This is a genomic window from Streptomyces sp. NPDC054883 (assembly GCF_053610645.1).
This window is the reverse complement of the sequence record NZ_JBSGYT010000006.1, coordinates 101,752-127,002: the sequence shown is the minus strand read 5'-3', so window position 1 is coordinate 127,002 and position 25,251 is coordinate 101,752. Positions and strand designations below refer to the sequence as shown.

Sequence of the window (25,251 nt, the reverse complement as noted above, 5' to 3'; positions counted from 1 at the left end):
GATCTCTGAACATGTTCAGTTCTGTGGCCGGACCGTGACGCGGCTCAGAGTCCGACGATGGCGTTCCAGCGCTTGGCGAAGGACTGGCGCTCGGCCGAGGAGATGTCCCGGGCCACGACGAGGCGCTTGCGCATCTCGTCGTCCGGGAAGATCAGCGGGTTCGAGGCGAGTTCGGCGGTTTCCTTGTCCGCGGAGGCGGCCAGCACCTCGCGGGCTGCCGGGACCGGGCAGACGTAGTTGACGGCGGCGGCGAGCGCCGCGGCCACGGCCGGATCGTAGTAGTAGTCGACCAGGGCCTCGGCGTTGGCCTTGTGCAGCGCCAGGTTCGGGACCAGGAGGCTCTCCGCCCAGAGCTCGGCGCCCTCCTCGGGGACCACGAACTCGATGTCGGGGTTGTCGGCCTGCAGTTGGACGACGTCACCGGAGTACGCCTGGCAGGCCAGCACGTCGCCCTTGCTCAGGTCGGAGGTGTAGTCGTTGCCGGTGAAGCGGCGGATGTGCTTCTTCTTCACCATGCTTTCGATCTGGTCGCACATCCGGTGGAAGTCGCTCTCGGTCCAGCGGGTGACGTCGACGCCGTTGCCCTGCATCAACAGGGCGAAGGACTCGTCGAGTCCGGAGAAGAGCGTCACCTTGCCCGCCAGGTCGGGGTGCCACAGGTCCTTGACGGACTTGATCTCGCGGCCCAGCGACTTGCGGTTGTAGGCGATGCCGGTGATCCCCGACTGCCACGGCACGGTGTGCAGCCGCCCTTCGTCGAAGGCGGGGGAACACAGCTGCGGGTCGAGGTGCTTGGCCACGTTCGACTGCGTCGAGCGGTCCATCTTCTGGGCCCAGCCGAGGCGGACGAAGCGGGCGGCCATCCAGTCGCTGACCACCACGAGGTCGTGGCCGGTCTGCTGGTGGTTCATCAGGGCCGGGCTGACCTTGCCGAAGAACTCGTCGTTGTCGTTGATCTCCTCCGTGTACCGGACCTCGATGCCGGTCTGCTCGGAGAAGGCCTCCAGCGTCGGACGGCGCTGCTCGTCCTCCTCGTCGGTGTCGATGTAGAGCGGCCAGTTGGAGAAGGCGAGGCTGCGCTCACCGGCGGAGCGGTCCGGGCCCTCCCGGCGGTCCTCGGGGACGTAGGCGGCGGGCACCCCGCAGCCGCTGAGGGCGGCCAGCAGGCCCGCGGCACCGAGGCCGCGCAGCGCGGCGCGGCGGGAGAAGGGGAGTTCAGGCATGCCCAAAGCCTGGGACAAGGCGAAGGGGCGGGCAATAGACAACGTGTCTACTGCCCGCCCCCTCAGCGCTCTGCGCTGAACAGTGCCGGACGGCCCCCGCGGGACGCCGCCCCGGCTCAGCCGTCGAGCGAGGTCATCACGTGCTTGATGCGGGTGTAGTCCTCGAAGCCGTAGGCGGAGAGGTCCTTGCCGTAGCCGGACTTCTTGAAGCCGCCGTGGGGCATCTCGGCGACGAGCGGGATGTGGGTGTTGATCCACACGCAGCCGAAGTCGAGGTTCTTGGACATCCGCATCGCGCGGCCGTGGTTCTTGGTCCACACGGAGGAGGCGAGGGCGAACTCGACGCCGTTCGCGTACTCCAGCGCCTGGGCCTCGTCCGTGAAGGACTGCACGGTGATGACGGGGCCGAAGACCTCGTTCTGGATGATCTCGTCGTCCTGCTTGAGGCCGGAGACCACGGTCGGGGCGTAGAAGTAGCCCTTCTCGCCGACCTGGTGGCCGCCCGCCTCGACCTTGGCGTGGGCGGGGAGGCGCTCGATGAAGCCCGCGACCTGCTTGAGCTGGTTCGGGTTGTTCAGCGGCCCGTACAGCACGTCCTCGTCGTCCGGCTGGCCCGTCTTGGTGTCCGCGGCGGCCTTGGCGAGCGCGGCTACGAACTCGTCGTGGATGGATTCGTGCACGAGCACGCGGGTGGCGGCGGTGCAGTCCTGGCCGGCGTTGAAGTAGCCGGCGACCGCGATGTCCTCGACGGCCTTGGCGAGGTCGGCGTCCTCGAAGACCACCACCGGCGCCTTGCCGCCGAGCTCCAGGTGGACGCGCTTGACGTCCTTCGAGGCGCTCTCGGCGACCTGCATGCCCGCGCGCACCGAGCCGGTGATGGAGGCCATCGCCGGGGTGGAGTGCTCGACCATGGCCTTGCCGGTCTCACGGTCGCCGCAGACGACGTTGAATACGCCCTTGGGCAGGATCGAGTCGATGATCTCCGCCATCAGGACGGTGGAGGCCGGGGTGGTGTCCGACGGCTTGAGCACCACGGTGTTGCCCGCGGCGATGGCCGGGGCGAACTTCCACACGGCCATCATCATCGGGTAGTTCCACGGCGCGACCTGGGCACAGACGCCGACCGGCTCACGGCGGATGATCGAGGTCATCCCGTCCATGTACTCACCGGCCGAGCGGCCCTCCAGCAGGCGCGCGGCGCCCGCGAAGAAGCGGATCTGGTCCACCATCGGCGGCAGCTCCTCGCTGGCCGTCAGACCCAGCGGCTTGCCGGTGTTCTCCGACTCGGCGGCCACCAGCTCCTCCGCGCGTGCCTCGAAGGCGTCCGCGATCTTGAGCAGGGCCTTCTGCCGCTCGGCGGGCGTGGTGTCGCGCCAGCCCGGGAAGGCCGCGGCGGCAGCCGCCATGGCCGCGTCCACATCGGCCTGACCGGAGAGCGGGGCGGTGGCGTACACCTCGCCGGTCGCGGGGTTGACCACCTCGGTGGTCCGGCCGTCGACGGCGTCCTTGAACTCTCCGCCGATGTAGTTGCGCAGACGACGCAGTTCGGTGGTCACTACAGCCACTCTCCTGATCAATGTCCAACGATTGAGACGAATCCCCAGCCTATCTCCTCCGACGACGCTTTCGACAGAGCCGGATGCTACGAACTGCGAAATCCGTGCAATCCGAGAGTCAAGACAACGAAATACATCGGTTACGGGTTGCGGAACCGACGACTCCTCGTGCACAGTGAGGTCGTGGTCAGTCGAAGCGCAGATTCCAGGAACAGACAACCGTCCCCTTCGGTCGATGCTGTGTCCCTGGCGATCATCGAGCAACTGCAGGAGGACGGTCGCCGTCCCTACGCAGCGATCGGTAAAGCCGTCGGCCTGTCGGAGGCAGCCGTACGCCAACGCGTACAGAAGCTGCTCGACCAGGGCGTCATGCAGATCGTCGCCGTCACCGACCCGCTCACCGTGGGCCTGCGGCGTCAGGCCATGGTCGGCATCAACGTCGAGGGAGACCTCGACCCGGTGGCGGACGCACTGACCGCGATGGCCGAGTGCGAGTACGTGGTGATGACCGCGGGCTCCTTCGACCTGATGGTGGAGATCGTCTGCGAGGACGACGACCACCTGCTGGAGACGATCAACAAGAAGATCCGCGCGCTCCCCGGCGTGCGATCAACCGAAAGCTTCGTTTACTTGAAGCTGAAGAAGCAGACCTACATGTGGGGAACTCGATAGCCCGTGAGCCAAGACCTCTCCAAGACCGCGTACGACCACCTGTGGATGCACTTCACCCGCATGTCGTCGTACGAGAACTCCCCCGTCCCCACCATCGTGCGGGGTGAGGGCACTTACATCTTCGACGACAAGGGCAAGCGCTACCTGGACGGTCTCGCCGGACTGTTCGTGGTCAACGCCGGTCACGGCCGCAAGGAACTGGCCGAGGTCGCCTACAAGCAGGCGCAGCAGCTCGCGTTCTTCCCCATCTGGTCGTACGCGCACCCCCAGGCCGTCGAGCTCGCCGAGCGCCTCGCCGGCTACGCCCCCGGCGACCTGAACAAGGTCTTCTTCACCACCGGTGGCGGCGAGGCCGTCGAGACCGCGTGGAAGCTGGCCAAGCAGTACTTCAAGCTGCAGGGCAAGCACACCAAGTACAAGGTGATCTCGCGGGCGGTCGCCTACCACGGCACTCCGCAGGGCGCCCTGTCCATCACCGGTCTGCCGGCCCTCAAGGCCCCCTTCGAGCCGCTGGTCCCCGGCGCGCACAAGGTGCCGAACACCAACATCTACCGCGCCCCGATCTACGGCGACGACCCGGAGGCCTTCGGCCGCTGGTGCGCCGACCAGATCGAGCAGGAGATCCTGTTCGAGGGCGCCGACACCGTCGCCGCCGTCTTCCTGGAGCCGGTGCAGAACGCCGGCGGCTGCTTCCCGCCGCCGCCCGGGTACTTCCAGCGGGTCCGCGAGATCTGCGACGAGTACGACGTGCTGCTCGTCTCCGACGAGACGATCTGCGCCTTCGGCCGCCTCGGCACGATGTTCGCCTGTGACAAGTTCGACTACGTGCCGGACATGATCACCTGCGCCAAGGGCATGACCTCGGGCTACTCCCCGATCGGTGCCTGCATCATCTCGGACCGCATCGCCGAGCCGTTCTACAAGGGTGACAACACCTTCCTGCACGGCTACACGTTCGGCGGCCACCCGGTCTCCTCGGCGGTCGCGCTGGCCAACCTCGACATCTTCGACAAGGAAGGCCTCAACCAGCACGTGCTGGACAACGAGGGCGCCTTCCTGTCGACGCTGCAGAAGCTGCACGACCTGCCGATCGTCGGCGACGTCCGCGGCAACGGCTACTTCTACGGCATCGAGCTCGTCAAGGACAAGGTCACCAAGGAGTCCTTCACGGACGAGGAGACCGAGCGCGTGCTCTACGGCTTCCTCTCCAAGGCGCTCTTCGACAACGGCCTGTACTGCCGTGCCGACGACCGCGGCGACCCGGTCATCCAGCTGGCTCCGCCGCTGACCGCTGACCAGGGCACCTTCGACGAGATCGAAGGCATCCTGCGCTCGGTGCTCACCGAGGCCTGGACCAAGCTGTAAGCAGCGGCTGCCACCGGCTCCGCCCGGGCAGTAAATAGTCCGAACCACACGGCCCGGATCCCCCGTTCGAGTGAGAACGCGGGGGTCCGGGCCGTGTGCTGTCACCATCCGGGACTTTCGTCTCTTTACATCTCCTTGCGGCGCCAGTGACCGATGGGGCTCCGCTTCGTTCCCCCGGACGGAGGTGTACACCATGGTGGCTCCCACAGACGATGCCCCGCCTGACAATGACGTCCTCTGGGCACGGTCCCTTCACTACTCCCACGCTGGCTCGCCCGACCTCATCGGCGTCTCCGTCGGTGTCCGCCAGGGCGAGATCCTGGCCCTGACCGGCCCGCGCGGCAGCGGCAAGACCACGCTGCTGCGCTGTCTGGCCGGCTCGCTCAAGCCGGAGCAGGGCGAGGTCTGGTTCAACAGCGTCCCCCTGCACACCATGGGCGCCCTGGCCCGCGAGCGGCTGCGCCGCGACCGGTTCGGCTGGATCGGCCCCGAGCCGCACCTGGTGCCCGAGCTCAAGGTGTGGGAGAACGTCGCGCTGCCGCTGCTGATCGCCGGGTCCGCGCACCGCGCGGCCAAGCGCACCGCCTGCGAGTGGCTGGACCGGCTGGACATCGGCGCCTTCGCCCGCAAGCGGCCCGGCGCGCTGACCCGCCCCGAGTCGCAACGCGTCGCGCTGGCCCGGGCCCTGGTCAACGAGCCCGCGGTGATCTTCGCCGACGAGCCGACGGCCCCGCTGCACCGCGCCGAGCGGTCGCTGCTGCTGCGGACGCTGACCACCGCGGCCCGCTCCCACGAGATCACCGTGCTGCTCGCCACTCACGACGAGGAGAGCGCGGCCGTCGCCGACCGCCGTTTCGCCCTGCTCGACGGCCGCACGGCCGGGGCCGCCGCCTCGTCCGGTCCCGCCGAGACCACGGAGGACCAGGCCGCGTGCTCGCTCTCCGCCTAGCCCGCGGCTCCCGCCCGCTGGTCCAGCTGCGCCGGCTCCTCGTCGCCGCCGCCTCGGCCGGGGCCGGGTTCCTGTTGCTGTACGTCCTCACGGAGGCGACCGCCCGGCCCGCCGGATCGTTCCCTCGGCTGCTGTGGGCGCTGGTGCCGCTCGCCGCCACCGTCCAGTTCGCGGTCGCGGTCGCCCGGACCGACCCCGCGACCCGGCCCCGGGAAGGGCTGGACGCCGCCGGGCTGGGCCCCGTACGGCTCACCGTGGCCGCCGCCCTCTCCACCGCCGTCGCCTGCACCCTGGGCAGCGCCCTGGCCCTGGCCCTCGTCCTCCACCTGCGCGGCGAGCTCGCGGGGCTGCCCTTCGACGGGGCCGGCTCGGGTCTGCTCCACGCCGAGCAGCCGCTTCCGGTGGCGGCCGCGCTGACCCTGCTGGCCCTGGTCCCGCTGGCCGGCTCCGTCGCGACGGCCCTCGCCCTGCGTCCGCGGGAGTCGGGGGCCGGGCTGTCGCCGCAGACCGGGGTGCCGTGGGGGGTCGCGGTCTGCGCCTGCGGGCTCGCCCTCCAGGCGTACGCCGGCCGGGGCGGTCCCGCGCTGCCCGCCGGGTGGGCGCTGATCGCGCTCGGGCTCGCCCTCGCCGGTCCGGGTCTGACCTACGCCTGCGGGACCCTGCTGCTGGCCGTCCGCCCGGGCGCGCTACGCCTGCTCGCGGGGCGGGCGCTCCAGGCGGAGGCCCCCCGGGTGGGCCGTCCCCTCGGCGTGCTGTGCGCGGTCGGGGCGGCCGCCCTCACTGCGCTGGCCCTGCGGGAGCGGGGCACCGTCTTCGCCCCGCTCGGCCCGCTGACCGGGGCCGCCGCGGCGCTCGTGGCGCTGTGCGCGGCCGCGACACTTCTCACATCGGCGGTGGAGTCCCGGCAGGCCCGGGCCACCACCCGCGAGACCCTGACCGGGCTCGGCGCACGGGGGACGGTACTGCGTACGGCCGCCACTTTGCGGGCCTCCGCGCTCGTGGTGGTGTGCGTACCGCTCAGCTGGGGTGTGGCACAGCTGACGTCACTCGCGCTGACCCGCTGACCCGCGCAGCCCTTAGGGTGGGCCGAATGGTCAACGCAGACATCGAGATCGAGACGCTCGCCGAATTCGACCAGGTCGTCGCCAAGGGCTCACTGAGCGGCTACCGCGTCCAGTCGGTCAATTTGCTGGAGCGGACCTTCGCCCTGCTGTCCGCCGACACCTCGGCCGCCGTCTTCCTCGGCTGCGCGATGGAACCCGACGCCGCGGCGAAGGTGCGCGCCGACGGCGCCCTGGTCTTCCCGCCGGTTCCGGACCTGCCGTTCAACCCGTACCGGAGCCTGCTGTACACGTCCGAGGAGCTGTTCACCGGGCTGCAGACGGGCTACGAGGACACCCCGGACGCGCAGGCCTACGCCTGGTTCCAGGAGACCAAGTCGGACGGCGACGTCTTCTCCTCGATGCTCCGCTCCATCCACGACGACGCCATATCCGACGCCCTCGACGAGCACCTGGCCGGGGCCCGGGTGGTCGGTGTGATGGGCGGCCACGCCATGGCCCGCGGCGCCGCCGACTACCGGGGTGCGGCCGAGCTCGGCCGCACGCTGGCCCGCAGCGGGCTGACCGTGGCCACCGGCGGCGGCCCGGGCGCGATGGAAGCGGCCAACCTCGGCGCCTACCTCGCACCGGCCCCCGACGAAGCCCTCCCCGAGGCGCTGGAGCTGCTGGCCGGGGCGCCGTCCTTCGTCCCGTCCGTGTCGCAGTGGGCGCGGGCCGCCTTCGCCGTTCGGGAGCGCTGGCCCGCCGGCGGCGACTCCGTGGGGATCCCGACCTGGTTCTACGGACACGAGCCGCCGAACGCCTTCGCGGGCCACATAGCCAAGTACTTCGCGAACGCCACCCGCGAGGACGGGCTGCTCGCGCGGTCGAACGCGGGCGTGGTGTTCCTGCCGGGAGCGGCCGGCACCGTGCAGGAGATCTTCGACAACGCGACGCCGAACTACTACGCCTCGCGCGGCGAGCCGACGCCGATGGTCCTGGTCGACCGGCGGCACTGGACCGAGGAGCTGCCCGCCTGGCCGCTGCTGCGGGCACTGGCGCGCGGCCGCGGCATGGAGTCGCGGATCGCGCTGGTCGAGTCGGTCACCGAGGTCCCGGCGGCCCTCGCCGCGATGGGCTGACCGGCGCAGGCAACTTCCCGGGCGCTCCGCACGTCTGCTTTAGGTAATCACACCGCAAAATCTGCCAGACGTGAACGGAGCCCTAGGTGCTCATAGGACTGCTGACCGCCATCGCGGCGTCCATCTGCTACGGCACGGGATCCGTCCTGCAAGCCGTCGGCTCCCGGCGGGCGGCCCGCCTGTCCCCGGCCGCGACCGGGGTGACCGCGCACGGCGGCCCCAACCTGTCCTCGACCGCGAAAGCGGCGATGACCTGGGAGTTCATCGTCGGCACGATCCTGGACTTCGTGGGCTTCGGGCTGGGCGCGCTCGCTGCGCGGCTGCTCCCGCTGTTCCTGTCCCAGACGGTGATCAGCGCCAACCTGGTCATCACGGCCGTGCTGAGCGTGAAGCTGCTGGGCATCCGGCTCTCGCGCAAGGAGTGGACCTCGATCGGGGTCGTCTGCGCGGCGCTGGTGCTGCTGGCGACGGCCGCGGGGCACGAGGGCGGCCACCACGCGCCGATGTCCACGCACTGGTGGCTGCTGGCCGTCACCCTGCTGATCATCGCGGGCGGCACGGTGGCCGTGCGCCTGCTCGGTGCGCGGGCCGCCATCCTGGCCGGCCTGCTGTCGGGGCTGGCCTTCGGCGCACTCGGTGTCGGCGTACGGATCCTGGACGGGATCGAGCCGTTCTCGCTCGGTACGCTCCTGCGCGACCCGGCCCTCTACGCGATCGTGCTGGCGGGCGTCGGTGGCATGTACCTGCATACGGTCGCGCTGCAGATCGGGTCGGTGAACGGGGCCACGGCCGCGCTGGTGGTCGGGGAGACGGTGCTGCCCGGCGCGATCGGCGTGCTGTGGCTGGGCGACGCGTCCCGGCCGGGCCTCGCCTGGCTGGCGGCCCTGGGCTTCGTCCTGGCCGTGGCGGGCGCCGTGGCGGTGGCCTGGTACGGCAACCACGACGCCCCCGACCGGCAGGCGGCCCCCGTCCCCGAGCCGGCCCCGGCGTCCCGCTGACCGGAGCGGGCCTACTGCGGCGGCAGGACCACCACCTCCGACGGCGTGAAGGACACCGCCACCCGGTCCCCCACCGCCGGAGCCCCGGCCAGCCCGCACTCGGACTCCAGCACCGGCCCCGCCTCGGGCCGCAGCAGCAGCGCGACGTGCGTCCCGCGGAACGTGCGGGACAGCACCTCGCAGCGGAGCCCGTCCGCGCCCAAGGTGACCCCGGCGGGGCGGATCAGCAGTTGCTGCGGCCCCTCGGGCGCCCCGGCCGGAACCCGGACCTTGCCCCATTCGGTGGCCGCGACCCCGCCCGACACCACCGCCGGGGTCACGTTCTCGAAGCCCAGGAACCGGGCCACGAACTCCGACGCGGGCCGCTGCCAGACCTCCAGCGGGGTCCCGGCCTGCGCGATCCGCCCGTCCCGCATCACCACCACCCGGTCGGCCAGCGCGAACGCCTCCCCCTGGTCGTGGGTCACGGCCAGCACGGTCGTCCCCAGCCGGGCGAACAGCCCCCGCAGCTCGACCACCAGCCGCTCGCGCAGCCCCCGGTCCAGCTGCCCGAGCGGCTCGTCCAGCATCAGCAGCCGCGGGGAGGGCGCCAGCGCCCGGGCCAGCGCCACCCGCTGCTGCTCGCCCCCGGACAGCGAGGCGACCGCCCGGTCCTGCGCCCCCGGCAGCCCGACCAGCTCCAGCAGTTCCGCGACCCGGGCCCCGTGGGAGCCCCGGCCGCCACCGCGCATCCGCAGCCCGAACGCGACGTTCCCGCCCACGTCCCGGTGCGGGAACAGCTGGTGGTCCTGGAACATCAGGCCCACGCCCCGCCGGTGCACCGGCACCCCGGCCTGGTCGGCGCCGCCCAGCAGCACCCGCCCGCCGGACACCGGCTGCAGCCCGGCCACCACCCGCAGCAGCGTGGACTTGCCGCTGCCGCTCGGCCCCAGCACGCACACGGTCTCGTGCTCGGCGACCGCGAGATCCACCGAGTCCAAGGCGGCCACGGCGGGCCGCCCGCCGAAGCGGACCGACACCCCCTCCAGCCGGAGCAACGTCATCAGAACTCTCCCGAGGTCTTGTCGGGCCGCAGCCGCTCCAGCACCAGCAGGGACACCGCGCACACCAGCATCAAAATCGTGCTCAGGGCCATCGCCTGCCCGTAGTTCATCTCTCCCGCCCGGCCCAGCAGCCGCGCCACGGCCACCGGCAGCGTCGGCCGGTCCGGCCGCGCGATGAAGACGGTCGCCCCGAACTCCCCCAGCGACACCGCGAAGGCGAAACCGGCCGCGATCAGCAGCGCCCGCCGCACCAGCGGCAGGTCCACCGCGCGCCACGCCCGCCACGGCGACGCGCCGAGCACCGCGGCGGCCTCCCGCAGCCGCAGGTCCACCGCACGGAGCACCGGCAGCATGGTCCGTACGACGAACGGGACGCCCACCAGCGCCTGCGCGAGCGGCACCAGGATCCACGAGGTCCGCAGGTCCAGCGGCGGCTCGTCCAAGGTGATCAGGAACCCGAAGCCCACCGTCACCGCCGACACCCCGAGCGGCAGCATCAGCAGCGCGTCGAACCCGCGCACGAACCGCCCCCCGCGCCGGGTGAGCGCGGCCGCCGCGAGCCCGCCGACCAGCACGGCGATCGCCGTCGCGGCCACCGCGTACTCCAGGGAGTTCCCGATCGCCTCCAGCGGCGGTACCAGGAACGTCCCGGAACCGGCCTGCTGCAAAGCCCGGTAGAAGCCGAGCCCGTATCCGCCGGGCGCGTCGAGGGAGCGCTCGACCAGCACGCCGAGCGGCAGCACGATCAGCAGCGCCACCGTCAGCAGCACCCCGGCCAGCAGCGCGCGCTGCCCGGGCCCCTGCGGCCGGTGCGCGGTCCGCCCGGGGTCCACCAGCCGCAGGGCGGTCTCCCGCCGGCGCACGGTCCGCGCGTGCACGGCCAGGACCAGCCCCATCGCGGCGAACTGGATCATGGTCAGCACGGCGGCCGTCGGCAGGTCCAGCAGCTGCGCGGTCTGCCGGTAGACCTCCACCTCCAGGGTGGAATAGGCGGGGCCGCCCAGGATCTGTACGACGCCGAAGGAGGAGAAGGTGAACAGGAACACCATCAGCGCGGCCGCCGCCACCGCCGGGGCCAGCGCGGGCAGCGTCACCCGCCGCCACGCGGCGAACCGCCCCGCGCCCAGCACCCGCGCGGCCTCCTCCTGCCGCGGGTCGAGCTGCGCCCAGAGCCCGCCGACCGTCCGCACGACGACGGCGTAGTTGAAGAAGACGTGCGCGAGCAGGATCGCCCAGACGGTGGTGTCGAGGCGGATCCCCCACAGTTCGCCCAGCAGCCCGCCCCGGCCGACCAGCGCGAGGAAGGCCGTACCGACCACCACGGTCGGCAGCACGAACGGAACCGTGACCACCGCCCGCAGCAGCCCCTTGCCCGGGAAGGCGAAGCGGGCGAAGACGTACGCGCCGGGGAGCGCGATCAGCAGGGTGAGCCCCGTCGAGGCGAGAGCCTGCCAGGTCGTGAACCACAGCACCTCGGCGATGTCGGGCCGGGCCAGCACCTCGCCGATCCGGCCGAACTGCCACCCCTCGTCCGTCCTGAGCCCGCGCCCCACGATGGCGACGACGGGATAGGCGAAGAACAGCCCGAAGAAGACGAGCGGGACGGCCATCAGACCCAGCCTGACGGCCGTGGCCCGCCCGCGCTCCCGTCCCGGAGCGGCGAAGGCTCCGGCAGCGGCCGAGGCTCCGGACGCCTCGGGACCGCTTCCGCGTGCTACTTCACGACGAGCGAGGACCATGCCTTGACCCACTGCTCACGGTTCTTGGCGATGGCGTCCGGGGCGACGTTCTCCGGCTTGTCGATCACCACGCCGTGCTTCGTGAAGAGCTCCGGCAGCTTGGCGTCCTTCACGACCGGGTTCACGAACATCTGGAGCGGCATGTCCTCCTGGAACTTCTTGCTCACCAGGAAGTCCAGGAGCGCCTTGCCGCCCGCCTCGTTCTTCGCGCCCTTGAGCAGGCCGGCGAACTCGACCTGGCGGAAGCACGTGCCGGTGGAGACGCCGGTCGGCGCCTCGGCCGGCTGAGGCTCGCCGTACAGGACCTCTACCGGCGGGCTGGAGGCGTAGGAGACGACCAGCGGCCGGTCGCCCTTGGCCTTCTTGCCGCCGGCGGAGCCGGAGAACCGCTCGTTGTAGGCCTGCTCCCAGCCGTCGACGACCTCGACGCCGTTGGCCTTGAGCTTGCTCCAGTAGTCCTTCCAGCCTTCGTCGCCGTACTTTCCGACGGAGGCGAGGAGGAACCCGAGGCCGGGCGAGGAGGTCGCGGCGTTCTCGGTGACCAGCAGGTTCTTGTACTCCGGCTTGACCAGGTCGTCCAGCGTCTGCGGCGGGGCGAGCTTCTTGTCCGCGAAGTACTGCTTGTCATAGTTGACGCAGATGTCGCCGGAGTCCACGGGGGTGACCCGGTGCTCCTTGTCCAGCACGTACTCGGGCTTGACCTCGCCGAGGCCCTTGGCCTCGTAGGCGGTGAAGATGCCGTTGTCGAGCGCGCGGGAGAGCAGCGTGTTGTCCACGCCGAAGAAGACGTCGCCGCGCGGCGATCCCTTGGTGAGGATCTCCTGGTTGAGGGCGGCGCCCGCGTCCCCTGACTTGAGGACCTTGACGGTGTAGCCGCTCTGCTGCTCGAACTCCTTGAGGACCGGCTCGCTCACGGCGAAGGAGTCGTGGGAGACGAGGGTGACGGTCTTGGACTTCGGCGCGTCGCTCGCGCCCGCCGCGGGCTTGCCGCCGGCGTCGCCGCCACAGGCGCTGAGCGTGCCGACGCCCAGCGCGGTCACGAGCAGGGCGCCCGCGAACTTCTTGGTGGTGCTCACTGGTGAATTCCTCCTGGGATGTCCAGGAGAAGACGCGGCCCTGCCCGGCGCTCAGTACGAGCGGTCGCCGGGCAGGGCGCAACAGCTTGAGTGAATGACCGAACTTCCTACCCCGAATGACCGGGGCGAGGTTCAGAGGGTCTGCGGATGACGGTTACCGCACTCTCAGCGCTGTGGCGCTCCCCTGTCGGAATATGCAATTGGTTCGGCCACAGGGTACCCCGTGGCCGAACGGCCCCAGGAGGGCGCGTCAGCGCTCGGACGCGGCCAGCTGGCCGCACGCGCCGTCGATCTCCTGGCCGCGGGTGTCGCGCACGGTCACCGGCACCCCGTGCCGGGCGATCGCCTCGACGAACGCCTTCTCGTCCTCGGGCCGCGAGGCGGTCCACTTCGAGCCGGGCGTCGGGTTCAGCGGGATGAGGTTGACGTGCACGCGCTTGCCCTTGAGCAGCCTGCCGAGCAGGTCACCACGCCAAGCCTGGTCGTTGATGTCGCGGATCAGGGCGTACTCGATCGAGACCCGGCGGCCGGACTTCTCGGCGTACTCCCACGCCGCGTCCAGCACCTCGCGCACCTTCCACCGGGTGTTCACCGGCACCAGGGTGTCGCGCAGCTCGTCGTCCGGCGCGTGCAGCGAGACGGCGAGGCGGCACTTGAAGCCCTCGTCGGCGAAGCGCAGCATCGCCGGGACCAGGCCGACCGTGGAGACGGTGATCCCGCGCTGCGACAGGCCCAGGCCGTCGGGCTCCGGGTCGGTCAGGCGGCGGATGGCGCCGACGACGCGGTTGTAGTTGGCCAGCGGCTCGCCCATGCCCATGAAGACGATGTTCGACAGCCGGGCCGGGCCTCCGGGGACCTCGCCGTCGCGCAGGGCGCGCATGCCGTCGACGATCTGGTGCACGATCTCGGCGGTCGACAGGTTGCGGTCCAGTCCGGCCTGGCCGGTGGCGCAGAACGGACAGTTCATCCCGCAGCCGGCCTGGGAGGAGATGCACATGGTGACCCGGTCGGGGTAGCGCATCAGCACCGACTCCACGAGGGTGCCGTCGTGCAGCTTCCACAGGGTCTTGCGGGTGGTGTCGTCGTCACAGCTGATGTGCCGGACCACGTTCATCAGGTCGGGCAGCAGCTCCTGGCGGAGCTTGTCCCGCGAGCCCGCCGGGATGTCGGTCCACTCGGCGGGGTCGTGCGCGTAGCGCGCGAAGTAGTGCTGCGAGAGCTGCTTGGCCCGGAACGGCTTCTCGCCGATCGCGGCGACCGCCTCGCGGCGTTCGGCCGGGGTCATGTCGGCGAGGTGCCGGGGCGGCTTCTTCGCTCCGCGAGGGGCGACGAAAGTGAGCTCTCCCGGAACGGGGCGGGCCATGGCGGGTACTCCTTGTAAGACGAAAGGCGCGCCGCAGAAGCAGCGCGCCTTTCAAGAGTAACCGCCCGGACCCACCCGAAGCCTTCGCACGTACGTCGCCCCGGCTCAACGGGGCCGCACTGGTGAAAAGCCCGCGGGCCGGAGCCCCCGGGGGCGGGTATCAGCCGGTGCCGACGAACGCGGCCAGCAGCAGCCACACCACCGGGGCGGTCGGCAGCAGCGAGTCGAGCCGGTCCATGATGCCGCCGTGACCGGGGAGCAGGGTGCCCATGTCCTTGATGCCCAGATCCCGCTTGATCATCGACTCGCCCAGGTCGCCCAGGGTGGCGCTGACCGCGACGGCCAGGCCCAGCAGCAGGCCCTGCCACCAGACTCCGTCGTCGATGACGAACTCCATGCACAGCGCGCCGGCCGCCATCGCGAACGCCACCGCGCCGACCAGCCCCTCGCGGGTCTTGCCGGGGCTGATGCGCGGCGCGAGCTTGGTCTTGCCGAAGCGCCAGCCCACCGCGTACGCCCCGGTGTCGCTGACCACGGTCAGCAGCAGGAAGGTGACGACCCGCTGGGGCCCGTCGTCGGCGGTGAGCAGCATCGCCACGAAGGTCGCGAGGAAAGGCACGTAGAACGCGGCGAAGACACCCGCCGTGACGTCCTTGAGGTAGTCCTCGGGCGGCTCGGTCATCCGCCAGACCAGCACCGCCAGGGCGGTCAGGGCCATCGCCACCCAGGCGCCCTCGGCCCCCCGGACGTACCCGGCGATGACCATGGCGGCGCCGCCGACCGCCAGCGGTACCAGCGGCGCCTTGATGCCCTTCTTCTCCTGGAGCCGGGAGGTGAGCTCCCACAGGCCGACGACGACCGCGACGACGATGACGCCGACGAAGACGGCCTTGACGATGAAGAGCGATGCGAAGATCACCGCTCCGAGGCCGACGCCGACCCCTATGGCGGCCCGCAGGTCCCGCCCCGCGCGCTTCTTCGGCGGCGGGGAGGCGTCCTTGGGTGCCGGCGAGGGCGGAGGCGGGGGGCTGGGCATGGGCTCCTGCGGCGGCGTCTCGGCGCGGAAGAGGGGGCCGCTGTGGGCGGCGACCCCCCGATCGCGTGCTTCCCGGTCGTCGAAGTCACGGCCGGCGGCATCGGGCACGATGGGCATGGGCCGAGTCTGCGGGCCCACCTGCGCATCGTATGCGGGACCCGCCGGAACGGGCTCCGGCTGCCAGGAAGAGTCGTTCATCAGACTTCGAGGAGCTCGGCTTCCTTGTGCTTGAGCAGCTCGTCCACCTGCGTGACGTACTTCGCGGTGGTGTCGTCGAGCTCCTTCTCCGCACGGCGGACCTCGTCCTCGCCGGACTCCTTGTCCTTGACGAGCTTGTCGAGGGCGTCCTTCGCCTTGCGGCGGATGGAGCGGATCGAGACCTTGGAGTCCTCGGCCTTGGTGCGCGCGACCTTGACGTACTCCTTGCGGCGCTCCTGCGTCAGCTCGGGGAAGGTCACCCGGATGATGCGGCCGTCGTTGCTCGGGTTGACGCCGAGGTCGGAGTCGCGGATGGCCTGCTCGATGTTGCGCAGCGCGGACGCGTCGAACGGCGTCACGACGGCCATCCGGGGCTCGGGCACCGCGAAGGAGGCGAGCTGGTTGATGGGCGTGATGGCACCGTAGTAGTCCGCCACGATCTTGTTGAACATCGCCGGGTGCGCACGGCCCGTGCGAATCGCGGCGAAGTCTTCCTTGGCGACGACGACGGCCTTCTCCATCTTCTCCTCGGCCTCGAGGAGGATTTCTTCGATCACCACGTGCTCCTGCATGTCAGATATGGATGGTTCAGGCGGGGCGGGCCGGCCGGGCCGGTCCGCTGCGGGCGGGGGCCCGGCGGCGGCGGGATCAGACCCGGGTGCCCTGGTCGCTCACGAGCGTGCCGATCTTCTCACCCTTGACGGCGCGGGCGATATTGCCCTCGGCGAGGAGCTCGAAGACCAGGATCGGCAGCCGGTTGTCGCGGCACAGCGTGATGGCGGTGGCGTCGGCGACCTTGAGGTCCCGGGACAGCACCTCGCTGTACTCCAGCGCGTCGAACTTGACCGCGTCCGGGTTGGTCTTCGGGTCGGAGTCGTAGACCCCGTCGACGCCGTTCTTGCCCATGAGCAGGGCCTCCGCGTCGATCTCCAGGGCGCGCTGGGCGGCCGTGGTGTCGGTGGAGAAGTACGGCATGCCCATGCCGGCGCCGAAGATCACGACGCGGCCCTTCTCCAAGTGCCGCACGGCCCGCAGCGGGATGTACGGCTCCGCGACCTGGCCCATCGTGATGGCGGTCTGGACGCGGCTGTCGATGCCCTCCTTCTCCAGGAAGTCCTGGAGGGCGAGGCAGTTCATGACCGTGCCGAGCATGCCCATGTAGTCGGAACGGGCACGGTCCATGCCGCGCTGCTGGAGCTCGGCGCCGCGGAAGAAGTTGCCGCCGCCGATGACGATCGCGATCTCCGCGCCGTCACGGACCACGGCGGCGATCTCACGCGCGATGGCGTGCACGACGTCAGGGTCGACGCCCAGCCCGCCGCCGCCGGAGAAGGCCTCGCCCGACAGCTTCAGCATGAAGCGGCGGCCCTTCTTGTCGTGGTCGCTCTTGTCGTCGGAAGCGGTGTGGTGGTCCACGCCCTGATTCATGGGATCTCCTCGTGCACATACGAAGAAGGCCATTGCCGGTGGGTCCTCGCGGTTCCCTCTACGGCAATGGCCTCCTCGTCAGATCTGCGGTCGCCCTGCGCGAGCGCGGACGACTGCTTCAGACCCTACCGGGGTCCGGTGTCCGTCGCGTACGGACGGACTCAGATGCCGACCTTGATGCGGCTGAAGCGCACCAGGGTGACACCGGCCTCGTCCAGGACCTTCTGGACGGACTTCTTGTTGTCCAGCGCGTACGGCTGGCCGAGCAGCGTGGCTTCCTTGAAGAAGCCGTTGACGCGACCCTCGACGATCTTCGGCAGGGCGGCCTCGGGCTTGCCCTCCGCGCGGGTGGTCTCCTCGGCGACGCGGCGCTCGCTCTCGACGACCTCGGCCGGGACGTCCTCCTTGGAGAGGTACTTCGGCGCGAAGGCGGCGATGTGCTGGGCGATGCCCTTGGCCAGGTCGGCGTCGGCCTTGTCCAGCTCGACCAGGACGCCGATCTGCGGGGGCAGGTCGGGCATGGTGCGGTGCATGTACGCGGAGACGAAGGCACCGTCGTACTGCGCGAAGCGGTCCAGGACGATCTTCTCGCCGAGGTTGGCGTTGGCCTCGTCCACGAACGCCTGGACGGTCTGACCGGGCTTGATCTCGGAGGCGAGCAGCGCCTCGATGTCCGCCGGCTTGGTGGCGGCCACGTGCTGGGCCAGCTCGTCGGCGACGGCGAGGAACTTCGGGCTCTTCGCGACGAAGTCGGTCTCGCACTTGAGCTCGACCAGCACGCCGGAGGTGTTGTCCGCGGCGATCAGGGAGGCGACGGCGCCGTTCTCGGCGGAGCGGCCCTCACGCTTGGCAACGCCCTTGAGGCCCTTGACGCGCAGGATCTCGTTGGCCTTCTCGACGTCACCGTCGGCCTCGACGAGCGCGTTCTTGCAGTCCAGCATGCCGGCGCCGGTGAGCTCGCGGAGCTTCTTGACGTCAGCGGCGGTGTAGTTCGCCATGAGTCTTGGATTCTCTCTCGAAGTCGTAGATCCAGGGTGAGCGGCGGAGGAGTCGCGCTCGTGGCGCGGCTCCCCCGCCGTCATCGTCCGTGCTGTGAGTGCCCGGCGCGTGAACGCCGGGCGCTCTCAGTGGGTCAGGCCTGCTCGGCGTCGGCGGCCGGAGCCTCGACGACGGCCTCGGCGTCGGCCTCGGCGGCCGGGGCCTCGGCGGCAGCCTCGGCCGGAGCAGCCTCGGCCGGAGCGGCCTCGGCGGCGGCGGCCTCGGCGGGCTCGTCGGCCTTCTTCTCACCCTCGAGCAGGTCGCGCTCCCACTCGGCGAGCGGCTCGGCGGCGGCCTTCTCGCCCGGCTTCGAGTCACCGGTCGCGGCACCGGAACGGGCGATGAGGCCCTCGGCGACGGCGTCGGCGATCACGCGGGTGAGCAGGGTGACGGAGCGGATGGCGTCGTCGTTGCCCGGGATCTTGTAGTCGACCTCGTCGGGGTCGCAGTTGGTGTCGAGGATCGCGACGACCGGGATGTGGAGCTTGCGCGCCTCACCGACGGCGATGTGCTCCTTCTTGGTGTCGACGATCCAGACGGCGCTGGGGACCTTCGACATCTCGCGGATACCACCGAGGGTCTTCTCCAGCTTGATCTTCTCGCGGGAGAGGACCAGGAGCTCCTTCTTGGTGAGACCCGAGGCGGCGACGTCCTCGAAGTCGATCGCCTCAAGCTCCTTCAGACGCTGGAGGCGCTTGTAGACGGTGGAGAAGTTGGTGAGCATGCCACCGAGCCAGCGCTGGTTGACGTACGGCATGCCGACGCGCGTCGCCTGCTCGGCGATGGCCTCCTGGGCCTGCTTCTTGGTACCGACGAACATGATGGAGCCACCGTGCGCGACGGTCTCCTTCACGAACTCGTAGGCGCGGTCGATGTACGACAGCGACTGGAGCAGGTCGATGATGTAGATGCCGTTGCGCTCGGTGAAGATGAAGCGCTTCATCTTCGGGTTCCAGCGACGGGTCTGGTGACCGAAGTGGACGCCGCTTTCCAGCAGCTCCCGCATCGTTACGACGGCCATGGCCATCTCCTTGTTTTCTCGGTTTGGTTCCTGACGCCCCGCCGCGCCCTGCCCCCGAGGAGGGGACCGAGAGACGCTCTCACCTGGCCTTGACGGGCCGGTGCTGGGGCGTGCGAAGTCGACCCGGTGACCCGGATCGCCACAAGAAGTGTACGGGACCCGGCGGTATGCCGGGTGACGCGCTTGTCCACACCGTCCGGGTTGTCCACAGGCCGGGGCGGCGCACCCGGGGCGCGCGGGACGCTGTTGCGCATGACGACACTGCTGCTCACCCTGCTCGTGGCGCTGACCCAGGCGCTCACCCCCGCGCCCTCCGCGCCCTCCGTGGCCGCCACGGCCACCACGCCCTCCGTGGCCGCCACTGTCTCCGCCGTCCGCCCCCTGCCGCAGCCCCTGGTGGTGGCGCGGTGGTGGGACCCGCCGCCGACGCCGTACGCGGCCGGTCACCGCGGGGTGGACCTGACGGCGCCCGTGGGGGCGCGGCTACGGGCCGTGGGGCCCGGCCGGGTGTACTACGCCGGGCAGGTCGCCGGCCGCGGGGTGCTCTCCCTCACCCTGCCGGGCGGACTGCGCACCACGTACGAGCCGGTCCGGCCGCTCGTGGCGGAGGGCGAGGAGGTCGGGGCGGGCCAGGTGGTGGCGGTCCTGACGCAGGGCGCCCACTGCGCCGAGCCCTGCCTGCACTGGGGGCTGCTGGCGGGCGAGACCTACCTCAACCCCCTGGCCCTGCTCCCGCGCCCCACCCCGAGACTGCTGCCCACCTCGCCGCCGGGCAGCTGAGGCCGGGGGCGAGCCGCGGGGGGGGGCGGGCCGGGCCGGTGGTATCCGCCGGGCACCCGTCAGCCCCGGACGCCCCGCAGGGCCATCGTGACGGCCGCCTCCGTCACCACGTCCGGGTCCTCGGCCGCGCCGAGCTCGATCCGCCGCACCGCCGCGTCCACGACGCCCTGGAGCAGCATCGCGGCCAGCTTCGGCTCCGGCTGCCCGAGGGCGCCCAGCGCCTCGACGACCATCGCGACCAGTCCGCCGTGCGCCGCGCGGATCTTCTCCCGCGCACCGGCGTCCAGCTCGCTGGCGGAGATCGCGACCACCGCCCGGTGGCGCCGGTCCCCCACCAGTCCGAGCTGACTGCGGACGTAGGCCTCGATCTTCGCCTCGGGGGTCGGGGCCGCCTCCATCGCCGCCTCGATCTCGGTGGCCCAGACGGGGAAGTCCACCGCGCACAGCTCCTCCACGACCGCCGCACGGGAGCGGAAGTACTCGTACACGGAAGACCGGGCGAGCCCGGTGCGCTGCGCCAGGGCGGGGAAGGTCAGCGCCTCCGTACCGCCTTCGGACAGCAGGGAACGGGCAGCGTCCAACAGGGCGCCGCGCTGCATCGACCGGTGCTCGGCCACGGAGGCCGCTCGAATCCTTGGCACCCGACCACTCTACGGAGCAACGGCGGCCCGGACACCGGTCATCGGCGGAACGCGTCGGGCCGGCCGCACCACCGTCACCGGCCCGGTCCGCACGTCACCGGCCGACGTCCGCGAGCTTGGCGCGCAGCTGGAGCACGGACTTGGTGTGGATCTGACTGACCCGGCTCTCGGTGACCCCCAGCACGTTGCCGATCTCGGCGAGGGTGAGGCCCTCGTAGTAGTAGAGCGTGACGACCGTCTTCTCCCGCTCCGGCAGGGTGTTGATCGCGCGGGCCAGCAGCCTGCGCAGCTCGCGGTCCTCGGCCACCTCGACGGGGTCGTCGGCGGCGTGGTCCTCCAAGGTGTCCATCAGGGAGAGCCGGTCGCCGCCCTCGCCGCCGACGTGCAGCAGCTCCTCCAGGGCGACCACGTTCGCCAAGGACAGCTGGCTGAAGACGGTGTGGAGCTCTTCCACCCCGATCCCCATCTCCCCGGCCACCTCGTGCTCGGTCGGGGTGCGCCGCAGCTGGGCCTCCAGCGTGGCGTACGCACGCTCCACGGCACGCGCCTTCTGCCGGACCGAGCGGGGGATCCAGTCCAGTGCCCGCAGCTCGTCGATCATCGCGCCGCGGATGCGGGTGATGGCGTAGGTCTCGAACTTGATGGAGCGCTCGATGTCGAACTTCTCGATGGCGTCGATGAGGCCGAAGACGCCGGAGGAGACGAAGTCGGCCTGTTCGACGTTGGGCGGCAGGCCCACGCTGACCCGGCCGGCCACGTACTTCACCAGCGGCGAGTAGTGCAGGATCAGCTGCTCCCGCAGCCGCTCGTCACCCGAGTCCTTGTACGAGCGCCACAGCACCTCCAGGGACGAGGGCGCGGTGGACCGCACACTGCCGCCGCGGGCAGCGGGGGGCACCGCAGCGCGGTCAGACCCTGAGGTGTGCTGGGGCATGCTTCGCCTTTGCCGGAGCCGGATTCCTTGGGAGCGTAGCGTGACGGAAGTGTCGCGGTGCGCGAAGAGTACGGGATGGCGCGGGGCCGCAGGAGCGCCCCGACCGGCACGGCCGGGCCGGGACCGGCGCCTGGCGCACGGTCCCGGCAACCGCCCTCGGGAAGACCGCGTCTCTCATCGGCGTCACTCTTTCACCGGAACGCCCCAGGTCAACGACCGCCTCGCCGGGTGCCACCGGTTCGAGTGCCTCCCCGGCGTGTCCGCACCGTCAACCGCCAGCCGTCGCCCTGCCGTTCGACGAACCCCAGAGAGTGAAGTTCGTACAGTCTGCCGATGACTTCATCGGTGCCGGTGCCGGCGGCGAGGGCCACCTCCTCCAACCGGGCCGGGCGGCCCGCCGGCAGGGCTTCGAGCACCCGGGCGGTGGCGGGGTCCAGCAGGTCCCGGGGGAGCACCGGGCCGCGCCGCTCGGGAGCCAGCTCGCCCATGTCGCCGACCAGTTCGACCACCTCGGCCGCGTCCGTGACGAGCACCGCCTCGCCGCGCAGCAGTTCGTGGACCCCGGCCGAGAGACCGCTGGTCGCCGGTCCCGGGACGCCCATCGTGAAGCGCCCCAGCTCCCGGGCCCGCCGGGCGGTGACCAGGGAGCCGCTGCGCACGGCCGCCTCCACGACCACCGTGCCCCTGGTGAGGGCGGCGATCACCCGGTTGCGCAGCACGAACCGGCTCGGGGTGGGGTGGCTGCCGGGCGGCAGCTCACCCAGCACCAGCCCCTGGCCCGCGATCCGGCCCAGCAGCCCGGCGTGCCCGCGCGGATAGGCCACGTCCGCCCCGCAGGCCAGGACCGCGACCGTGGCTCCGCCCGAGGCGAGGGCCCCGCGGTGGGCCGCTCCGTCGACCCCGTAGGCCGCTCCCGAGACCACCACCCAGCCGCGCTCGGCCAGCCCGGCCGCCAAGGTCTGCGCCATGTGGGCCCCGTACGGGGTGCAGGCCCGGGCCCCGACCACGGCGACCGAGCGCAGCGCCCAGGTCCGCAGGTCCGCCCGGCCGCGCAGCCACAGTCCGACCGGCCGGGCGTCGCCCAGGTCGTCCAGCTGGGTCGGCCACTGCGCCGATCCTGGGCAGATGAAGCGCACCCCGGCTGCGGCGGCTTTCGCCAGGTCGCGCCGGGGATCGGCGAGGGCGGCCCGTCTGCGGTACCCGGCGAGCCGCTCGGGGCCCACCCCGGCCGGGCGCCCCTCCTCCGGCCCGGGGCCGGTCCCGGTCAGCAGCCTTATCAGGCCAACGGCGCCGAACTCCCGCAGCCAGCGCCCGCCGTGCTCGTCGCCCGGCTCCAGCACCCGGGTCAGCGCGGCCCGCGCCAACGCCTCCGGCCCCGGCTCGCCCCCTCCCGCCGGCCCGGGCGCGGCGTCCGGTCCGCAGTCCGGCCCCGCCGCGGCCGGCCCCGCGGCCCCCGGTTGCCCGGTACCCGTCTCCCCGGTACCCGTCTCCCCGGCACCCGGCTCCGCGGCGTCCGGCTCCCGTGCGGCGCTCATGACCCCGCCCCCATGGCCAGGGTCGCCCCGCGGGCGATCCCGGTACGCAGCTCCAGCGCGACGGCCACGTCCAGCGCGTCGGGACGCTCGTTGCCGCGCAGGTCGGCCACGGTCCAGGCGACCCGCAGCACCCGGTCCAGCCCCCGCGCCGTGAGCAGCCCCCGCTCCAGGTCCCGCTCCGCCTGGGCCAGTGCGCCCGGCCCGGCCTGCCAGCGGGTGCGCAGCTCGTGCCCGGGCACCTCGGAGTTGAGCCGCCAGGGGGTGCCGTCGAGCCGGGCGGCGGCCCGGTCCCGGGCTTCGCGGACCCGGGCGGCGACCACCGCCGTGGCCTCGCCGCGGCCGCTCCGCCCCAGCAGGTCGGAGCGGGTGACGGGCTCCACCTCGACGCGCAGGTCGACCCGGTCGAGCAGCGGCCCGGACAGTCTCGCCTGGTAGCGCCGGACCACCGAGGCCGGGCATTCGCAGCCGGCCCCCTGCAGCGTGTGCCGCCCGCACGGGCACGGGTTGGCGGCGAGGACCATCAGGAAGCGGGCCGGCAGCCGTACCACCCCGGCGGCCCGGGCGATGACCACGTGCCCGGCTTCCAGGGGCTGCCGCAGGGCGTCCAGCGCCTTCGAGCCGAACTCGGCGGCCTCGTCCAGGAACAGCACGCCCCGGTGGGCCAGCGAGACCGCTCCCGGCCTGGGCACCCCGGCCCCGCCGCCGACCAGGGACTGCATGGTCGCGGAGTGGTGCGGGGCGCAGTACGGCGGCCGGGCGAGCAGGGGTTCACCCGGCGGCAGGATTCCCGCGACGGAGTGCACGGCCGTCACTTCCAGGGCGTCCTGGCGGGTGAGCGGCGGCAGGATCCAGGGCAGCCGCTCGGCGAGCATCGTCTTGCCCGCGCCCGGGGGACCGCTGAGGAAGAGGTGGTGTCCCCCGGAGGCGGCCACCTCCAGCGCCCGCCGGGCCGCATGCTGCCCGGCGACATCGGCGAGGTCCGGGAATTCGGGGCCGTCCCCCGCGCCCGCACCGGCGCGGGAGATGCCGGTACCCAGCCCGGCGCCCGGCACGAGCAGTCCGGCCAGCATCGGATCGGGGCGTCCGGCGGCCGGATCCTCCTCCTCGGGCACCACCCCGTCGGTCAGGACGGCGATCAGCTGCCGCAGGCTCCGAACCCCGAGCACGCCGACGTCCGGGACGAGCATCGCCTCGGCGGCGCACTGCTGTGGCACCACCACCTGCCGGTACCCGGCCTCGGCGGCGGCCAGCACGGCGGGCAGGATGCCCCGGACGGGCCGCACCCGGCCGTCGAGCCCGAGCTCCCCGATGAGGACCAGATCGGCGATGGCGCCCGGCTCGACCACCTCGGCGGCCCCGAGGACAGCCGCGGCCACGGCGAGGTCGAAGCCGGCGCCGCCCTTGGGTACGGAGGCCGGGCTGAGGCCGACCGTGAGCTTCTTCTGCGGCCAGGCGGCGCCGGAGTTGACCACGGCGGCCCGCACCCGGTCCCGGCTCTCCACCAGCGTCTTGTCGGGCAGCCCCACCAGGGTGAAGGCCGCGACCCCCGGCTCCAAGTCGGCCTGGACTTCGACGACCACCCCCTCGACCCCCACCAGGGCCACCGAGCAGGCCCGCGCGAACCCCATCAGGCCACCCCCCTGACGTGCTCCACCACCGGCGCACCGCGCCGCGGCAGCAGGATTCCGACGAGGTCGATCCGCACCCCGCCCGGCGGCGGCCCGCCGTGGTCGGCGAGCCAGCGCCCGGCGAGCCGGCGCAGCCGCTCCGTCTTGCCGGGCCGGACGGCGGCCATCGGGTGCTCGAACACCCCGTGCCCGGGCCGCCCCGCCCTGCGCGTCTTCACCTCGCACACGACGACGCAATCGCCGTCCCGTGCGACGATGTCGATCTCCCCGCTGCGGCACCGCCAGTTCCGGGCGATCACCGTCATCCCGGACTCGGTGAGCCGCCGCACCGCGAGTTCCTCGCCGTACCGGCCCAATGCCTGCTGCGCCACGCTCTTCGCGTTCATCCGGCACCACCTCCGGCACCGACGATCCCGCGTCCCCGTCCCCCTTGTGGATCTTGGTGGACAACCGCAGCGTTGTGGACAACCCCGTCACCCCTGCGGACGACCCCGAGCCGCAGGGCCTACGCCGGGCGGATCAGCTCCCGGGAAGTTCGAGGTCGCTCTTGTTGAGCTCCTCGATGTTCACGTCCTTGAAGGTCAGCACCCGCACCTGCTTCACGAACCGGGCCGGGCGGTACATGTCCCAGACCCAGGCGTCGGCCATGGTGACCTCGAAGAAGACCTCTCCCTGGACCGAGTGCACCTGCATCTCGTAGTCGTTGGTGAGGTAGAAACGGCGTTCCGTCTCGATGACGTACTTGAACAGACCGACGACGTCGCGGTACTCCCGATAGAGCTTCAGCTCCATCTCGGTCTCGTACTTCTCGAGGTCCTCGGCACTCATGGCATGTTCCCCTTCAGC

24 protein-coding genes are annotated in these 25,251 nt (G+C 71.8%); 7 read left to right on the top strand and 17 right to left on the bottom strand.

Annotation, left to right across the window (positions count from 1 at the left end; genetic code table 11):
• Positions 1 to 44: 44 nt before the first annotated feature.
• Positions 45 to 1,223 (bottom strand): polyamine ABC transporter substrate-binding protein, encoded by a 1,179-nt coding sequence (locus tag ACWGH1_RS07260; protein ID WP_453351642.1) that lies wholly within the window; start codon positions 1,221 to 1,223, stop codon positions 45 to 47.
• A 116-nt stretch (positions 1,224 to 1,339) separates the two neighbouring features.
• Positions 1,340 to 2,779: a gamma-aminobutyraldehyde dehydrogenase gene (locus ACWGH1_RS07255; protein ID WP_453351641.1), complete on the bottom strand. Its 1,440-nt coding sequence runs from the start codon at positions 2,777 to 2,779 to the stop codon at positions 1,340 to 1,342.
• 168 nt (positions 2,780 to 2,947) lie between these two features.
• Here ACWGH1_RS07255 and ACWGH1_RS07250 point away from each other — a divergent pair, with 168 nt between their 5' ends.
• The 6 genes from ACWGH1_RS07250 (at position 2,948) to ACWGH1_RS07225 (ending at position 8,945) form a co-directional block, all read left to right on the top strand.
• The gene (locus ACWGH1_RS07250; RefSeq protein ID WP_073910973.1) at positions 2,948 to 3,451 is read left to right on the top strand and encodes an Lrp/AsnC family transcriptional regulator; all 504 of its coding nucleotides are present in this window, start codon (positions 2,948 to 2,950) and stop codon (positions 3,449 to 3,451) included.
• A gap of 3 nt (positions 3,452 to 3,454) precedes the next feature.
• Entirely contained in the window at positions 3,455 to 4,816 is a 1,362-nt protein-coding gene (locus tag ACWGH1_RS07245) for an aspartate aminotransferase family protein (RefSeq protein ID WP_453351640.1), read from the top strand.
• Between the two features lie 193 nt (positions 4,817 to 5,009).
• A complete protein-coding gene (locus ACWGH1_RS07240; RefSeq protein WP_453351639.1) occupies positions 5,010 to 5,765 on the top strand; it encodes an ABC transporter ATP-binding protein in 756 nt (251 codons plus the stop codon).
• Complete coding sequence (locus ACWGH1_RS07235) at positions 5,747 to 6,829, top strand: hypothetical protein (protein ID WP_453351638.1); 1,083 nt, start codon at positions 5,747 to 5,749, stop codon at positions 6,827 to 6,829. The genes ACWGH1_RS07240 and ACWGH1_RS07235 overlap by 19 nt, the downstream gene beginning before the upstream one ends.
• A gap of 26 nt (positions 6,830 to 6,855) precedes the next feature.
• Positions 6,856 to 7,947 carry an LOG family protein gene (locus ACWGH1_RS07230; protein WP_453351637.1) on the top strand — a complete coding sequence of 364 codons (1,092 nt, stop codon included), beginning with the start codon at positions 6,856 to 6,858 and terminating at the stop codon, positions 7,945 to 7,947.
• An 86-nt stretch (positions 7,948 to 8,033) separates the two neighbouring features.
• Positions 8,034 to 8,945 (top strand): hypothetical protein, encoded by a 912-nt coding sequence (locus ACWGH1_RS07225; protein ID WP_453351636.1) that lies wholly within the window; start codon positions 8,034 to 8,036, stop codon positions 8,943 to 8,945.
• A gap of 11 nt (positions 8,946 to 8,956) precedes the next feature.
• On the opposite strand, the gene ACWGH1_RS07220 is transcribed toward ACWGH1_RS07225, so the two are convergent.
• The 9 genes from ACWGH1_RS07220 to rpsB form a co-directional block, all read right to left on the bottom strand.
• Complete coding sequence (locus ACWGH1_RS07220; protein ID WP_453351635.1) at positions 8,957 to 9,988, bottom strand: ABC transporter ATP-binding protein; 1,032 nt, start codon at positions 9,986 to 9,988, stop codon at positions 8,957 to 8,959.
• Entirely contained in the window at positions 9,988 to 11,598 is a 1,611-nt protein-coding gene (locus ACWGH1_RS07215) for an ABC transporter permease (RefSeq protein ID WP_453351634.1), read from the bottom strand. Before ACWGH1_RS07215 ends, ACWGH1_RS07220 begins: the two co-directional genes overlap by 1 nt.
• Before the next feature lie 104 nt (positions 11,599 to 11,702).
• Entirely contained in the window at positions 11,703 to 12,803 is a 1,101-nt protein-coding gene (locus tag ACWGH1_RS07210) for a thiamine ABC transporter substrate-binding protein (RefSeq protein WP_453351633.1), read from the bottom strand.
• A 250-nt stretch (positions 12,804 to 13,053) separates the two neighbouring features.
• Entirely contained in the window at positions 13,054 to 14,166 is a 1,113-nt protein-coding gene (rlmN, locus tag ACWGH1_RS07205; RefSeq protein ID WP_453351632.1) for a 23S rRNA (adenine(2503)-C(2))-methyltransferase RlmN, read from the bottom strand.
• 160 nt (positions 14,167 to 14,326) lie between these two features.
• The gene (locus ACWGH1_RS07200) at positions 14,327 to 15,400 is read right to left on the bottom strand and encodes a phosphatidate cytidylyltransferase (protein ID WP_453351631.1); all 1,074 of its coding nucleotides are present in this window, start codon (positions 15,398 to 15,400) and stop codon (positions 14,327 to 14,329) included.
• The gene (frr, locus tag ACWGH1_RS07195) at positions 15,400 to 15,957 is read right to left on the bottom strand and encodes a ribosome recycling factor (protein WP_190186850.1); all 558 of its coding nucleotides are present in this window, start codon (positions 15,955 to 15,957) and stop codon (positions 15,400 to 15,402) included. The genes ACWGH1_RS07200 and frr overlap by 1 nt, the downstream gene beginning before the upstream one ends.
• Before the next feature lie 91 nt (positions 15,958 to 16,048).
• On the bottom strand, positions 16,049 to 16,828 hold the full coding sequence (gene pyrH / locus ACWGH1_RS07190) for a UMP kinase (protein WP_453351630.1): 780 nt from the start codon (positions 16,826 to 16,828) through the stop codon (positions 16,049 to 16,051).
• A gap of 161 nt (positions 16,829 to 16,989) precedes the next feature.
• A complete protein-coding gene (gene tsf / locus ACWGH1_RS07185; RefSeq protein WP_453351629.1) occupies positions 16,990 to 17,826 on the bottom strand; it encodes a translation elongation factor Ts in 837 nt (278 codons plus the stop codon).
• Between the two features lie 134 nt (positions 17,827 to 17,960).
• Positions 17,961 to 18,887, bottom strand: coding sequence for a 30S ribosomal protein S2 (gene rpsB, locus ACWGH1_RS07180; RefSeq protein WP_453353663.1), 927 nt, complete (start codon positions 18,885 to 18,887; stop codon positions 17,961 to 17,963).
• 252 nt (positions 18,888 to 19,139) lie between these two features.
• Between rpsB and ACWGH1_RS07175 the strand changes: the two genes are divergently transcribed.
• Entirely contained in the window at positions 19,140 to 19,667 is a 528-nt protein-coding gene (locus ACWGH1_RS07175) for a M23 family metallopeptidase (protein ID WP_453353664.1), read from the top strand.
• 59 nt (positions 19,668 to 19,726) lie between these two features.
• Here the strand turns inward: ACWGH1_RS07175 and ACWGH1_RS07170 are convergent, their stop codons facing one another.
• From ACWGH1_RS07170 to ACWGH1_RS07145, 6 genes are all read right to left on the bottom strand, one after another.
• Complete coding sequence (locus tag ACWGH1_RS07170; RefSeq protein ID WP_453353665.1) at positions 19,727 to 20,284, bottom strand: TetR/AcrR family transcriptional regulator; 558 nt, start codon at positions 20,282 to 20,284, stop codon at positions 19,727 to 19,729.
• Between the two features lie 118 nt (positions 20,285 to 20,402).
• Positions 20,403 to 21,242: an RNA polymerase sigma factor WhiG gene (whiG, locus tag ACWGH1_RS07165; RefSeq protein WP_136213430.1), complete on the bottom strand. Its 840-nt coding sequence runs from the start codon at positions 21,240 to 21,242 to the stop codon at positions 20,403 to 20,405.
• A 209-nt stretch (positions 21,243 to 21,451) separates the two neighbouring features.
• Positions 21,452 to 22,777 carry a DNA-processing protein DprA gene (dprA, locus tag ACWGH1_RS07160; protein WP_453353666.1) on the bottom strand — a complete coding sequence of 442 codons (1,326 nt, stop codon included), beginning with the start codon at positions 22,775 to 22,777 and terminating at the stop codon, positions 21,452 to 21,454.
• Positions 22,774 to 24,405: a YifB family Mg chelatase-like AAA ATPase gene (locus ACWGH1_RS07155; protein WP_453408498.1), complete on the bottom strand. Its 1,632-nt coding sequence runs from the start codon at positions 24,403 to 24,405 to the stop codon at positions 22,774 to 22,776. Before ACWGH1_RS07155 ends, dprA begins: the two co-directional genes overlap by 4 nt.
• Positions 24,405 to 24,791: a YraN family protein gene (locus ACWGH1_RS07150; protein ID WP_453353668.1), complete on the bottom strand. Its 387-nt coding sequence runs from the start codon at positions 24,789 to 24,791 to the stop codon at positions 24,405 to 24,407. The genes ACWGH1_RS07155 and ACWGH1_RS07150 overlap by 1 nt, the downstream gene beginning before the upstream one ends.
• Before the next feature lie 133 nt (positions 24,792 to 24,924).
• Positions 24,925 to 25,233, bottom strand: coding sequence for a DUF2469 domain-containing protein (locus ACWGH1_RS07145; RefSeq protein ID WP_006139554.1), 309 nt, complete (start codon positions 25,231 to 25,233; stop codon positions 24,925 to 24,927).
• Positions 25,234 to 25,251: the final 18 nt, after the last annotated feature.

What these genes read in the sequence shown, in the direction of transcription:
- ACWGH1_RS07260 (WP_453351642.1), bottom strand. Translation starts at nt 1,223, where the DNA reads ATGCCTGAACTCCCCTTCTCCCGCCGCGCCGCGCTGCGCGGCCTCGGT.
- ACWGH1_RS07240 (WP_453351639.1), top strand. Translation starts at nt 5,010, where the DNA reads ATGGTGGCTCCCACAGACGATGCCCCGCCTGACAATGACGTCCTCTGG.
- ACWGH1_RS07230 (WP_453351637.1), top strand. Translation starts at nt 6,856, where the DNA reads ATGGTCAACGCAGACATCGAGATCGAGACGCTCGCCGAATTCGACCAG.
- ACWGH1_RS07220 (WP_453351635.1), bottom strand. Translation starts at nt 9,988, where the DNA reads ATGACGTTGCTCCGGCTGGAGGGGGTGTCGGTCCGCTTCGGCGGGCGG.
- ACWGH1_RS07215 (WP_453351634.1), bottom strand. Translation starts at nt 11,598, where the DNA reads ATGGCCGTCCCGCTCGTCTTCTTCGGGCTGTTCTTCGCCTATCCCGTC.
- rlmN (WP_453351632.1), bottom strand. Translation starts at nt 14,166, where the DNA reads ATGGCCCGCCCCGTTCCGGGAGAGCTCACTTTCGTCGCCCCTCGCGGA.
- ACWGH1_RS07200 (WP_453351631.1), bottom strand. Translation starts at nt 15,400, where the DNA reads ATGAACGACTCTTCCTGGCAGCCGGAGCCCGTTCCGGCGGGTCCCGCA.
- pyrH (WP_453351630.1), bottom strand. Translation starts at nt 16,828, where the DNA reads ATGAATCAGGGCGTGGACCACCACACCGCTTCCGACGACAAGAGCGAC.
- tsf (WP_453351629.1), bottom strand. Translation starts at nt 17,826, where the DNA reads ATGGCGAACTACACCGCCGCTGACGTCAAGAAGCTCCGCGAGCTCACC.
- rpsB (WP_453353663.1), bottom strand. Translation starts at nt 18,887, where the DNA reads ATGGCCGTCGTAACGATGCGGGAGCTGCTGGAAAGCGGCGTCCACTTC.
- ACWGH1_RS07175 (WP_453353664.1), top strand. Translation starts at nt 19,140, where the DNA reads ATGACGACACTGCTGCTCACCCTGCTCGTGGCGCTGACCCAGGCGCTC.
- whiG (WP_136213430.1), bottom strand. Translation starts at nt 21,242, where the DNA reads ATGCCCCAGCACACCTCAGGGTCTGACCGCGCTGCGGTGCCCCCCGCT.
- dprA (WP_453353666.1), bottom strand. Translation starts at nt 22,777, where the DNA reads ATGAGCGCCGCACGGGAGCCGGACGCCGCGGAGCCGGGTGCCGGGGAG.
- ACWGH1_RS07155 (WP_453408498.1), bottom strand. Translation starts at nt 24,405, where the DNA reads ATGGGGTTCGCGCGGGCCTGCTCGGTGGCCCTGGTGGGGGTCGAGGGG.
- ACWGH1_RS07150 (WP_453353668.1), bottom strand. Translation starts at nt 24,791, where the DNA reads ATGAACGCGAAGAGCGTGGCGCAGCAGGCATTGGGCCGGTACGGCGAG.
- ACWGH1_RS07145 (WP_006139554.1), bottom strand. Translation starts at nt 25,233, where the DNA reads ATGAGTGCCGAGGACCTCGAGAAGTACGAGACCGAGATGGAGCTGAAG.